This is a genomic window from Sphingomonas sp. PWP1-2, from assembly GCF_049898305.1.
GTDB lineage: Bacteria > Pseudomonadota > Alphaproteobacteria > Sphingomonadales > Sphingomonadaceae > Sphingomonas > Sphingomonas glacialis.
Genome location: NZ_JAFCXM010000001.1, coordinates 20,458 through 31,915 on the forward strand (window position 1 = coordinate 20,458; position 11,458 = coordinate 31,915).

13 protein-coding genes are annotated in these 11,458 nt (G+C 67.3%); 9 read left to right on the plus strand and 4 right to left on the minus strand.

What is annotated here, in order from left to right; genetic code table 11:
- Positions 1 to 95 precede the first annotated feature (95 nt).
- The 3 genes from ACP7C5_RS00100 (at position 96) to ACP7C5_RS00110 (ending at position 1,748) form a co-directional block, all read left to right on the plus strand.
- A complete protein-coding gene (locus tag ACP7C5_RS00100; RefSeq protein WP_426262772.1) occupies positions 96 to 671 on the plus strand; it encodes a DedA family protein in 576 nt (191 codons plus the stop codon).
- A complete protein-coding gene (locus tag ACP7C5_RS00105; protein WP_426262773.1) occupies positions 668 to 1,057 on the plus strand; it encodes an acyl-CoA thioesterase in 390 nt (129 codons plus the stop codon). Before ACP7C5_RS00100 ends, ACP7C5_RS00105 begins: the two co-directional genes overlap by 4 nt.
- A 64-nt stretch (positions 1,058 to 1,121) precedes the next feature.
- Positions 1,122 to 1,748 carry a YbhB/YbcL family Raf kinase inhibitor-like protein gene (locus ACP7C5_RS00110; RefSeq protein ID WP_426262774.1) on the plus strand — a complete coding sequence of 209 codons (627 nt, stop codon included), beginning with the start codon at positions 1,122 to 1,124 and terminating at the stop codon, positions 1,746 to 1,748.
- Between the two features lie 38 nt (positions 1,749 to 1,786).
- Here ACP7C5_RS00110 and ppc read toward each other — a convergent pair whose 3' ends face one another.
- The 3 genes from ppc to ACP7C5_RS00125 form a co-directional block, all read right to left on the minus strand.
- The gene (gene ppc / locus ACP7C5_RS00115; RefSeq protein ID WP_426262775.1) at positions 1,787 to 4,465 is read right to left on the minus strand and encodes a phosphoenolpyruvate carboxylase; all 2,679 of its coding nucleotides are present in this window, start codon (positions 4,463 to 4,465) and stop codon (positions 1,787 to 1,789) included.
- 46 nt (positions 4,466 to 4,511) lie between these two features.
- Entirely contained in the window at positions 4,512 to 4,898 is a 387-nt protein-coding gene (locus tag ACP7C5_RS00120) for a calcium-binding protein (protein WP_426262776.1), read from the minus strand.
- An 88-nt stretch (positions 4,899 to 4,986) separates the two neighbouring features.
- The gene (locus ACP7C5_RS00125; RefSeq protein WP_140852173.1) at positions 4,987 to 5,553 is read right to left on the minus strand and encodes an HNH endonuclease; all 567 of its coding nucleotides are present in this window, start codon (positions 5,551 to 5,553) and stop codon (positions 4,987 to 4,989) included.
- Positions 5,554 to 5,621: 68 nt separating this feature from the next.
- On the opposite strand from ACP7C5_RS00125, the gene ACP7C5_RS00130 reads away from it, so the two are divergent.
- The 6 genes from ACP7C5_RS00130 (at position 5,622) to ACP7C5_RS00155 (ending at position 10,760) form a co-directional block, all read left to right on the plus strand.
- Entirely contained in the window at positions 5,622 to 6,647 is a 1,026-nt protein-coding gene (locus tag ACP7C5_RS00130) for a glutamyl-Q tRNA(Asp) synthetase (RefSeq protein ID WP_426262777.1), read from the plus strand.
- Positions 6,648 to 6,656: 9 nt separating this feature from the next.
- A complete protein-coding gene (locus ACP7C5_RS00135) occupies positions 6,657 to 6,896 on the plus strand; it encodes a twin transmembrane helix small protein (RefSeq protein WP_133191606.1) in 240 nt (79 codons plus the stop codon).
- A 25-nt stretch (positions 6,897 to 6,921) separates the two neighbouring features.
- Positions 6,922 to 7,518, plus strand: a complete 597-nt coding sequence (locus ACP7C5_RS00140) for a cob(I)yrinic acid a,c-diamide adenosyltransferase (RefSeq protein ID WP_322160938.1) — start codon at positions 6,922 to 6,924, stop codon at positions 7,516 to 7,518.
- Positions 7,519 to 7,614: 96 nt separating this feature from the next.
- Positions 7,615 to 8,853 carry an ergothioneine biosynthesis protein EgtB gene (egtB, locus tag ACP7C5_RS00145; RefSeq protein WP_426263364.1) on the plus strand — a complete coding sequence of 413 codons (1,239 nt, stop codon included), beginning with the start codon at positions 7,615 to 7,617 and terminating at the stop codon, positions 8,851 to 8,853.
- A 1-nt stretch (position 8,854) separates the two neighbouring features.
- Positions 8,855 to 9,832: an L-histidine N(alpha)-methyltransferase gene (gene egtD, locus ACP7C5_RS00150; protein WP_354288124.1), complete on the plus strand. Its 978-nt coding sequence runs from the start codon at positions 8,855 to 8,857 to the stop codon at positions 9,830 to 9,832.
- A gap of 58 nt (positions 9,833 to 9,890) precedes the next feature.
- The gene (locus tag ACP7C5_RS00155; protein ID WP_426262778.1) at positions 9,891 to 10,760 is read left to right on the plus strand and encodes a 3-hydroxyacyl-CoA dehydrogenase NAD-binding domain-containing protein; all 870 of its coding nucleotides are present in this window, start codon (positions 9,891 to 9,893) and stop codon (positions 10,758 to 10,760) included.
- 39 nt (positions 10,761 to 10,799) lie between these two features.
- Here the strand turns inward: ACP7C5_RS00155 and ACP7C5_RS00160 are convergent, their stop codons facing one another.
- Positions 10,800 to 11,429, minus strand: a complete 630-nt coding sequence (locus ACP7C5_RS00160) for a flavin reductase family protein (protein WP_426262779.1) — start codon at positions 11,427 to 11,429, stop codon at positions 10,800 to 10,802.
- Positions 11,430 to 11,458: the final 29 nt, after the last annotated feature.

Below are 11,458 nucleotides of genomic sequence, written 5' to 3' on the forward strand. Positions count from 1 at the left end.
GGGGCCGCTGCCTGGCGCGGTTCGAGAGGAAGAAGCGGGATCCCCGCTTCCACGGGGATGACGGTGGTGGCTCAGGTAAGAGGCGGCGTACGCTAGTGTCGATCGAAACGATCATTGCGAAATATGGGCTGGCTGCGCTGTTTCTCGGCGCCGGCATCGAGGGCGAGACCGTCGTCGTCGCGGGTGGGTTGCTGTCGCACAAGGGGCTGCTCCCGCTGCCCGGTGCGATGGCGGCGGCGGCGGCGGGGTCGTTCGTCGCCGACCAGATCTTCTTCAGCGCCGGGCGCTATTTCCGTGGCAAGGCGTGGGTCAAACGCCAGCAGCAGCGCCCGATCTTCGCGCGCGCGCTGGGATTGCTCGAACGCTATCCGATCGGCTTCATCTTCGCCTTCCGCTTCATCTACGGCTTCCGCACGATCAGCCCGATCGCGATTGGCACGACCAGGGTCGAGACCAGGCTGTTCCTGCTGATCAATGCGATCGCGGCGGTGGTATGGGGGATCGTCTTCACCGGAATCGGCTATCTGTTCGGGCACAGTTTCGAAAAACTGATCGAGCGCTTTCTGCCCGACAAGCATGCGATCCTGATCGTCGGCGGCGCGGTCGTCGCTGTCGCCGCGATCGTCGGGGCGATCCATTGGCGGCGCACGCGCGGGAAAGCCGCGACGTGAGCCGCTTCGTGCAGGCGATCACCGCGAGCGCCGCCGACATCGACGAACTTGGCCACGTCAACAATGCGGTATGGGTGCGCTGGATTCAGGAGATCGCGGTGGCGCACTGGATAGCGCAGGCGCTGCCCGAGCATCGCGACGCCTATTTCTGGGTCGTGACGCGGCACGAGGTCGATTATCGCGGCAATGTCGGTGTCGGCGAGACGGTAACCGGCGAGACCTGGGTTGCCGCGGCGCCAAAGGGCGCACGGTTCGACCGCGCGGTGCGTTTCACCGGGGCCGACGGCAAGGTGAAGGTCGAGGCGGTGACGACCTGGGCGATGCTCGACCGCGTCACCGGCAAGCTCGCGCGGGTGCGCGACGAGATCGCCGCGCCGTTTTTGTGACGCGGGCGGAACCTGTGCGGCGCCCGAGGGCTTGGTTGTCTCAAGCTTTTGAAAGGCCGCAGCGATGCTCGAACATGTCCCCGAATGGCTTGGCGCCAGTTTGCGCAACATCCGCGCCGGTGCCGAGCATCTCGCGATCGTCCATCCCTCGCTCGGGATCGGTGCGGTCGAGATCGCGCTGAGCAGCCCGGCGTTCGGCGATTTTGCCGAGATGCCGGCGCGCTTCACCGCCGATGGCGCGGGCGTCTCGCCGCCGCTCCACTGGGCCGACGCGCCGGCGGGCACGCAGAGCCTCGCGCTGATCGTCGAGGATGCCGATTCGCCGACGCCGGCGCCGCTGGTGCACGCGATCCTGTGGGGCATGAACGTCGCGACGACGGGCCTCGCCGAGGGCGCGATCGCCGCCGATGGCGCGGCGGGTGCGATCGGGATCAACTCCTATCTGTCGCAAGGCTGGCTCGCGCCCGATCCGCCCAGCGGGCACGGCGAGCATCGCTACGTTTTCCAGCTGTTCGCGCTCGATTGCTCGCCCGAGGATCTGGGGGATGGCCCGGGGCGCGGGGCGGTGCTCAATGCGATGGCGGGGCATGTGATCGGTGCCGGGATTCTGACCGGGCTCTATTCGCGCGGTGAGGTCGTCGATGCGCCGGTGGGTGACGCGGCCGCGATTGGCGGACCAGCGGTAGCGTAGGTGTTGCGCCCCTCCCCTGAAGGGGAGGGGCTTTCAGGTTAGCCGCTGTTGCGCAGCGCCGTCGCGATCGCGTTGATCGACAGCAGGATGCCTTCGCCGATCCGCTCGTCCTCGTCGCCGGCGCGGCGGCGCTTGATCAGCTCGATCTGGAGCAGGTTGAGAGGCTCGATATACGGCAGCCGCAGCCGGATCGACGCGTCGAGCGCGGGATGCGCCTGCAGCAGCCGCGTCTGCCCAGTGATCTCGAGCAAGCCGTCATGCGCTTGCTGCCAGCCACCCACGATCCGCGGGAAGATCGCATCTGCCAGCGCACGGTCCTCGACCAGCGTCGCGTAGCGCGCGGCGATGTCCATGTCGGACTTGGCGATCACCTGCTCCATATTGGCAAGGCTTGCAGCGAAGAACGGCCAGCCCTGCGCCATCTCGGCGAGCAGCCCCTTGTCCTCGAAGCTGCTCAGCGCCTGGCCGACGCCGTACCAGCCCGGGAGCATCACGCGCGCCTGCGCCCAGCTGAACACCCACGGAATCGCGCGCAGATCCTCGATCTTGTCGGACTTGGTCCGGCTCGCCGGGCGGCTGCCGATCTTGAGCCCGGCGATCTCGACGATCGGCGTCATCTGGCGAAAGAAAGTGCGGAAGCCCTCGGTGCCATAGACCAGCCCGCGATACGCTTCGAAGGCCGACGCCGAGAGCGTGTCCATCGCCGCCGAGAAACGCCGCGTGTCGGCGGCCGAAAGCGCATCGGGCTCGAGGCTGGCGAGCAAAGTCGCCGACGCCATCGCCTCGAGATTGGTGATCGCGCTGTCGCGCGTGCCATATTTGCCCGCGATCACTTCGCCCTGCTCGGTGATGCGGATGCGGCCCTGGACGGTGCCCGACGGCTGTGCGCGGATCGCCGCGAACGCCGAGCCGCCGCCACGCCCGACCGCGCCGCCGCGGCCGTGGAACAGCTGCATGCCCACACCCGCACCGGCGAACACGCCCTTCAGCGCGGTCGAGGCCTTCGACAGGCTCCAGGTCGAGGTGAGATAGCCGCCATCCTTGTTGCTGTCGGAATAGCCGATCATAACTTCCTGGAAGCTGCGCGCCGCGGTGATGCCGCGCACTTCGGGGAGCGAGAACCATTCGGTCATGATGCCGGGGGCGGCCTCGAGATCGCCGATCGTCTCGAACAGCGGCACCGCCATGATCGCCGCGCTAGGCGTCGCGCCGCCACGATAGAGGCCGACTTCCTTGAGCAGAATGTTGAGCTCGAGCAGGTCGGACACCGATTGCGCCATCGAGACGATGTGCTGGACGATGCACGCCGGGCCGTAGGTGGCGTGCGCCTCCGCGGCGGCGCGGACGATCGCGAGTTCGGACTTCGTCTCGTCCGAATAGTCGGCGAACGGGCTGGCGAGCGGCCGCGCGTTCGACAGTTCGTGGCGCAGCAGCGAGACACGCTGCGATTCGTTGAGCGACAGATAATCCGCTTCGACGCCCGCCACCTTGAGCAGTTCGGCGACGACGCGTTCGTGCACCGCGCTGTTCTGGCGCAGGTCGAGGGTCGCGAGATGGAAGCCGAAGGTCTCGCACGCGCGGATCAACCGACCGAGCGCCCCGCCCGACGACAGCGCGCCGCCGCCCGACCGAAGCGCGCGCGCGATGGTGACGAGATCGGCGCGGAAGGCCTGTGGATCGGCATAGCGTTCGCCCTTGAGCGCAGCGGCGCGCGGTGCGGGCTTACCGGTCAGCGCGAGATGCGTCGCCGCGAGGCGCGCGTAGATGCCCGACAGCGCACGGCGATACGGCTCGTCGCTGCGGCTCTCGGCGGTGTCGCCGCTGGCATCGGCGAGCGCGATCACCGCGTCGTCGGCCGGCGCGAGATTGGTCGAGATCGACAGCTCGGCGCCGAGCGCATGGACCGCGTCGAGATAATAGCCGAGCACCGCTTCGCTCGCCTTGGCGAGCGCGGTCTTCAGGCTGTCGGCGGTGACGAACGGGTTGCCGTCGCGATCGCCGCCGATCCAGCTGCCGGGCTTGAGGAAGCTCGGCACGCGCTCGCCGAGTGCGCGGTCCCAGCGCTGGTAGAGCGCGGGGAGCGCGGGCAGGAAGACGTCGCGCAGATAGGAGAGCGCGATCTCGACTTCGTCGGTGACGTAGAGCCGCTCGCGGCGCAGCACGCGCGTCTGCCACAGCAACGCGATCTGGCGCAGGATCGCTTCCTCGACGTCGTCGCCATCGGGCGTCTCGTGCACGTCGGCATCGCGCAGCCGCATCAGCGCCGCGATCCGGTTGCGATGGTCGATCATCGACTTGCGGCGGACTTCGGTCGGATGCGCGGTGAGGACGGGGGCGATCAGCGCATGGTGGAGCAAGTCCATCACCTGCGCCTTGTCGATGCCTTCGCCGGCGAGCCGTTCGAGCGCTGCGGCAAGATCGGCGCCCTGTTCGGCGGCGACGCCTTGGCGATCCTCGGCAAGATTGGCGAGCATCGAGAACAGCATGAAGCCGCGCACGAAATCGAGCGTCTCGTCGAGGCTCAGCGCATCTAGGCCGAGATCGGCCTCGGGCCCCCCGTCGCCATTCTTGGTGCGATGCCGGTCGACCGAGGCGGCGCGGATCGATTCGGTCCGCGCGTAGAGCGCGTCGCCGCCATAGGTGCGGATCACGTCGCCGAGCAATTTGCCCAGAAAACGAATGTCAGGATTGTTTGCGATTCCGGGGAGGTCAGCCATGATTTCATGCTGCATTGCGGCAGCGGCGCGGTCAATCGCTTGTCGATTATTTCACTGCTGCGGCGGACGACGCATTGTTCGAAGCATCCTCGGCGGTACGCGCCGCGCTGCTCTCGACGTTGGTCAGCAAGCCGTCGTGATTGGCATCCTCGCGGTCGAAGCGCGCGAGGCTGCCGCTGATGAATTCGCGGTGGGTGATCTTGCCGTCGTGATCGGCATCGAGTGCGTTCAGTCGCTTGGCATATTTAACCGGAATCTCGGACTGCGCGATGGCGCCGTCGAGATTGCGGTCGAGCCGCGTCCAGCGCGATTCGAGCAGCGTTTCATATTCGGCGCGCTTGAGCAGCGTCGGGGGCACGAAATTCGCGGCATATTCGTCATTGGTCGGCTTGGATTCGCATCCTGCCACAAGCAACAGACAGGTCGTGATCATCAGCCGGCGCATTGTTTTCTCCCGTTGGGGGGTGAACGGCGCGCCACGCCGATCGTTCCGGCACTGTCGTTTCGGCACCGCCGGCAGCTCAGGCCTCGAGCTCGACGTCCCAATACAGCCAGTCGTGCCACGTATCGTGGAGGAAATTGGGCGGATAGCGTCGGCCGTGTTCCTGCAGCTGCCAGCTGGTCGGGCGGATCGCGTCGATATGCAGCGGCATCCCCGCCTGTTTCGGCGTGCGCCCGCCCTTTTTGAGGTTGCACGGCGAGCACGCGGTGGCGACATTTTCCCACGTCGTGCGGCCGCCCTGCGCGCGCGGGACGATATGATCGAAGGTCAGATCGTTGCCCGCGCCGCAATATTGGCAGACGAACTTGTCGCGCAGGAACAGGTTGAAGCGCGTGAAGGCGGGGAAGGCGCTGGGGCGGACATACGATTTGAGCGCGATCACCGAGGGCAATTTGATCCGCTGCGTCGGGCTGCGCACCTCGCGCTCATACTCGGCGACGATGTCGACGCGGTCGAGGAACACCGCCTTGATCGCGGTCTGCCACGGCCAGACCGACAGCGGATAATAGCTCAGCGGGGTGTAGTCCGCGTTGAGCACAAGCGCGGGACAGCCATCGGGGTGGCGGATCAGATCGGGATGGTACACTTCGGCCCCTCCTTTACCACTGAGTGGCGCTTCCTGCGGGGCTTCAAGCCCATTAGGATGACGCTGTCATGACAGCGCTACCCGTCTCGTCCGATTTCAGCACGCCGACCGACTCGCGGTCAAGTGCGCGCGTGGCCTCGGTCGTCACGCGCTTTGCGCCGAGCCCGACCGGGCGGCTGCATCTGGGGCACGCCTATTCGGCGGTGCAGGCGCACGACCGCGCGCGGGGGGCTGGCGGGCGGTTTCTGCTGCGGATCGAGGATATCGACGGCACCCGCAGCCGCCCCGAGCATGTCGCGGCGATCGAGGCGGATCTGCGCTGGCTCGGTTTGGGGTGGGACGGACCGGTGCTGTTCCAATCGACGCGTCTCGATATCTATGCCGCCGCGCTCGAGCGGTTGCGGGGGATGGGGCTGCTGTATCCGTGCTTCTGCACGCGCGCCGAAATCGCGGCGAGCTTGAGCGCGCCGCATGGGGCCGAGGCGGTGTATCCGGGGACGTGCCGTGCGCTCGACGCCGATGCGGTCGCGGCGCGGGTCGCGCACGGGGACCGCTTCGCATGGCGGCTCGATATGGCCAAGGCGCTCGCCCTCGCGCCTCCCCTCCCTGGGAGGGAGGGGCTGGGGGTGGGTCGGCTAGAGGCTGGTGTTGCGCCCGACTCCGGGCCGACCCACCCCTCGCTCCCCTCCCGTCCAGGGAAGGGAGGCGTAAATTTGACCTGGACCGACGAAATCGCCGGCACGGTCGTCGCCGATCCGCTCTCGCACGGCGACGTCATCCTCGCGCGCAAGGATGCGCCCGCGAGCTATCATCTTGCGGTGACGATCGACGATGCCGCGCAAGGCGTCAGCCATGTCGTGCGCGGAGTCGATCTGTTCGGCGCGACCCATGTCCACCGCCTGCTCCAGGCGCTGCTCGGTTTTCCAACGCCGATCTATCACCACCATGCGCTGATCGCGGGGCCCGATGGCGCGCGCCTCGCCAAGCGCAATCACGCGCCGACGCTCGAAAGCCTGCGCCTGGCTGGCGAGGACGGGCCTGCGCTTGCGGCATCGCTGCGCGCGGGCATTGGCTTTGTCGCAGCGAACGCCTAGATTGGCTGCATGAGCACATTTCTCACCATCTTGCTGGTCGCCGCGATGATTGCGGTGGTTGTCGTCCTCGTGCGCGGGCTGGTGGTCTTCCTGCTCGGTGCGAGCCAGGATCTGCGCGACGGGACGTCGAACGATGCCGTCTCCGCCTCGTCGATCAAGTCGAACAAGATGATGCAATATCGCGTGATGTTCCAGGCGATTGCGATCTTCCTGGTCGTCCTGCTGATGTGGCTCGCCGGCAAGAGCTGAGCCGCTCGCTCTCGGGGAATTCAGCATGGTCAAGCTCAACCGAATCTATACGCGCACCGGCGATGACGGCACGACGGGCCTCGTCGACGGATCGCGCACGCCCAAGGACGCCGCGCGGATGGCGGCGATCGGCGATGTCGATGAAGCGAACAGCACGATCGGTGTCGCTGTCGTCGCCTTGCGCGGTGCCGGGCTCGATCTCGCCTGGCTGCCGGCGTTGCTCGAGCGGATCCAGAACGATTTGTTCGACCTCGGCGCCGATATCGCGACCCCGAGCGCGGGGGAGGATGACGATTTCGCGCCGTCCGAGATGACGCTGCGCATCGTCGCGTCGCAGGTCGCGCGGCTCGAGGACGAAATCGACCGGATGAACGCCGAACTGGGCGCGCTGACGAGCTTCATCCTGCCCGGCGGCACCGCCCCGGCGGCGGCGTTGCATGTCGCGCGCGCGACCGTCCGGCGCGCCGAACGCGCGGGCGTCGCGGCGGCGCGCGAGGTCGCGATCAACCCGCTCGCGCTCGCCTATTTGAACCGGCTTTCGGATTATCTTTTCGTTGCGGCTCGCGCAGTGAACCAAAAGGCGGGTGGCGACGTTCTTTGGCGACCCGGCGCGACGCGATAATCGCACCAGCGCTGCCGGGACTCGTTGTCCGTCAAGGTGACGGCGCGGGTCATACGGGGGAATGGTGACATGACGACGCAACCGCAGACCGCCCCGATGCCCGACCCTGCGGGTCTTGCCACCCGCTTCGAAGCGGTGCGCGGCTTGACCGTCGGCCTGGTCGCGCCGCTGTCGGATGCCGATGCGACCGCGCAGTCGATGGACGATGCCTCCCCCGCCAAATGGCATCTCGCGCACACCACCTGGTTTCTCGAAACCTTCGTGCTGCGCGATTTCGTGGCGGGCTACACGCTCTATGACGCGCGCTTCCCCTTCTTGTTCAACAGCTATTACGAAGCCGAAGGGCAGCGCCATGCGCGCAACCGGCGCGGAATGGTGACGCGCCCCGCGCTCGACGAGATCCTCGCCTATCGCGCGCATCTCGATGCGGCGGTGCTGGCCGCCTTGCCCGATCTTCCGCAAGCGGCGCACGATCTGATCGCGCTCGGCTGCCATCATGAGGAGCAGCACCAGGAACTGCTCGTCACCGACATCCTGCATCTGATGGCGCAAAATCCGATCGAGCCCGCGATCTGGCCCGCCGCGCGCAAGGTGCCCGTCGCGATGCCGGGTCCAATCGGCTGGATCGAAGGCCCGGCCGCGGTGACCGAGATCGGGCATGACGGCGACGGCTTCGCGTTCGATGCCGAGGGGCCGCGCCACGCCGTGCTGCTCAGCCCGCATGCCATCGCCGACCGTACCGTCACCAACGGCGAATGGGCCGCATTCATCGCCGATGGCGGCTATGCCGAGGCGCGGCATTGGCTGTCGGACGGCTGGGCGTGGGTCAAGCGCGAGGGCATCGTCGCGCCGCTCTATTGGGAGCAGGGCGAGTCGGGATGGACGCGCTTCGGGCTCGACGGACGCCGCGCGATCGACCCTGCCGCGCCCGTAACGCACGTCAGTTTCTACGAGGCCGACGCCTATGCCAGCTGGGCGGGCGCACGGCTGCCGACCGAGGCCGAATGGGAAGTCGCGGCGAGTGCGCACGATTCCGCTGGCGGGAACCAGATGGACGCCCCCGGTCCGGTCGAGCCGCGGCCTTCGGCAGGCGGTCCGGCGTTCTTCGGCGATGTGTGGGAATGGACGGGCAGCGCCTTCCGCCCGTATCCCGGCTTCCGCGCGATCGAAGGTGCGGTCGGCGAATATAACGGAAAGTTCATGAGCGGCCAGTGCGTGTTGCGCGGGGGCTCCTGCGCCACACCGCGCGGTCATGCACGCGCCAGCTACCGCAATTTCTTCTACCCGCACCAGCGGTGGCAATTCACCGGCGTGCGGCTCGCGAAAGACCTTTGAGATGTTGAAGCAGGAAATCGAGGACGGTCAGGCATCGCTGGCCGACCCGGCGTTTCGCCAGGATGTATTGCGGGGCTTCGACATGCGTCCGCGCGCGATCCCAGCGCGCTGGTTCTATGATCGCGCCGGGTCCGAACTGTTCGAGCAGATCACCGATCTCCCCGAATATTATCCGACACGGACCGAGACGGCGATCCTGCGCGCGTGCGCGCCCGAGATCGCGGCGCGCGCCGGTGAAGGTCGTGCCGTCGTCGAATTCGGCTCGGGATCGTCGACCAAGACGCCGATCCTGCTGCAGGCGGTGGCGCCCGCGGCCTATGTGCCGATCGACATTTCGGGCGATTTCCTGCGCGAATCGTCTGCGGGGCTGGCCTCGGCGTTTCCCGGGCTGGACGTGCTTCCGGTCGAGGCTGATTTCATGCACCCGATCGCCTTGCCGATGCAGGTCGCAGCGACGCCCAAGCTCGGCTTCTTCCCCGGCTCGACGATCGGCAACATGATCCCGCATTCGAGCGTCGATCTGCTGCGCGCGATGAAGGAATCGCTCGGCGAGGGCGCGATGCTCGTGATCGGGATGGACCGCATCAAGGACGCGGCCACGCTCGAGGCGGCGTATGACGACGCACAGGGCGTCACCGCGGCGTTCAATCTCAACTTGCTGACGCGGATCAACCGCGAGCTTGCCGGCACGATCCCGGTCGAGCGCTTCCGCCACCGCGCGATCTGGAACGACGATCGTGCGCGGATCGAGATGCATCTCGAGGCGACCGAGGACGTGGCTTTCACGATCGAGGGGCGACCGTTCGAAATGACCGCGGGCGAGACGATACACACCGAGAACAGCCACAAATACGGCGCGCGCGACGCGCGCATCCTGCTGCGCGCGGGCGGGTGGACGCCGATCGCCGAATGGACCGACCCCGCGGGCAAGTTCGCGGTGATCCTCGCCGAAGCGCAGGCGGCACGGCTCGCGCCGTAAGACCTTCCCCGCCGCGCCAAATCCGCTATCGACGCGTCAAACGGATAGGAGCGGACGCATGGATACGGTCGGAGTCGTCGGGGCAGGGCAGATGGGCGCGGGAATCGCGCAGGTTTCGGCGCAAGCCGGATACCGCGTGCTGCTTTCGGACATGAACCTCGCGCGAGCCGAGGCGGGCAAGGCGGGAATCGCCAAGCAGCTCGACCGCGCCGTCACCAAGGAAAAGATCACGGCCGAGGCGCGCGACGCCGCGCTCGCGCTGATCGAGCCGGTCGAGAGCGTCGCGGCAATGGGCCCGGCGTTCCTCGTGATCGAGGCGGCGACCGAGCGCGAGGAGATCAAGCGCGCGATCTTCGCCGAGGTCGGCAAGGTATTGTCGCAGCATGCGGTGCTCGCCTCGAACACTTCGTCGATCCCGATCACGCGGCTCGCGCAGGCGGCACCCGATGCGGGGCGCTTCGTCGGTGTGCATTTCTTCAATCCGGTGCCGGTGATGGGGCTGATCGAATTGATCCGCGGTCTCGCCACCTCGGACGCGACGGTGGCGACGGTCGAGGCCTATGCGGGGCGGCTCGGCAAGCAGGTCGTGCGCGCCAACGATGCGCCGGGCTTCATCGTCAACCGCGTGCTGATGCCGATGCTCAACGAAGCGTGCTTCGCGCTCGGCGAGGGCGTCGCGACGATCCGCGACATCGATCTCGCGTGCCAATTGGGGCTCAACCATCCGATGGGCCCGCTGACGCTCGCCGATTTCATCGGGCTCGACACGTGTCTGGAGATCACGCGCGTGCTGTTCGAAGGGACGGGCGACCCCAAGTTCCGGCCTGCGCCGGTGCTGGTGAAATATGTCGAGGCGGGCTGGTTCGGCCGCAAGACCGGACGCGGCTTCTACGACTATTCGGGCCCGGAGCCCGTGCCGACGCGCTGAGGTGCGTAAGCCCCTCCCCTGAAGGGGAGGGGTAAAGCGTTACCCTGGCCGGCGCATCTCGAAGCGCGTGTCGTCGCTGATCTCGAAATAATCGGCCGGGCCGCCGCCGCGCAGGATGGGATGCGCTGCGGCGGTGCGATAGGCGCCATCCTCGATCAGCTGCGGCGCGATGTGGATGCCGACGACCTCGCCGAGGATCAGCCAGGTGTCGATCTCGGCGCCATCGATGCCCTGCAAGCGCAGCGTCTGCGTGTGGCGGCACTCGAACGCGACGGGGCTCGCGGCAACGCGGGGTGGCGCGACGAGCCGCGAGGGCGCGGCCTCGAGCCCGGCTAGTTCGAATTCGTCGACGCCGGCCGCGACCATCGCCGCACTTGCATTCATCGGCGCGGCGAGCTCGCGCGTCGCGAGATTCCAGACGAATTCGCCCGTCGCGGCGATATTGGCGACGCTGTCCTTCCATCCGATCGAGGCGAAGCCGACGATCGGCGGGCGATAGTTGAACAGCGTGAAGAAGCTATACGGCGCGAGATTGCGTGTGCCGTCGGTAGCGAGCGAGCTGATCCAGCCGATCGGGCGCGGCGCGACGATCGAATTGAGCGGATCGTGCGCGAGGCCCGGGACAGCGGCGTGGCCGTTGCGCGGTTCGTAGAAATGCAGGTCTGACATGATCGGGCGGCCCTTGGCTCATATGTGCG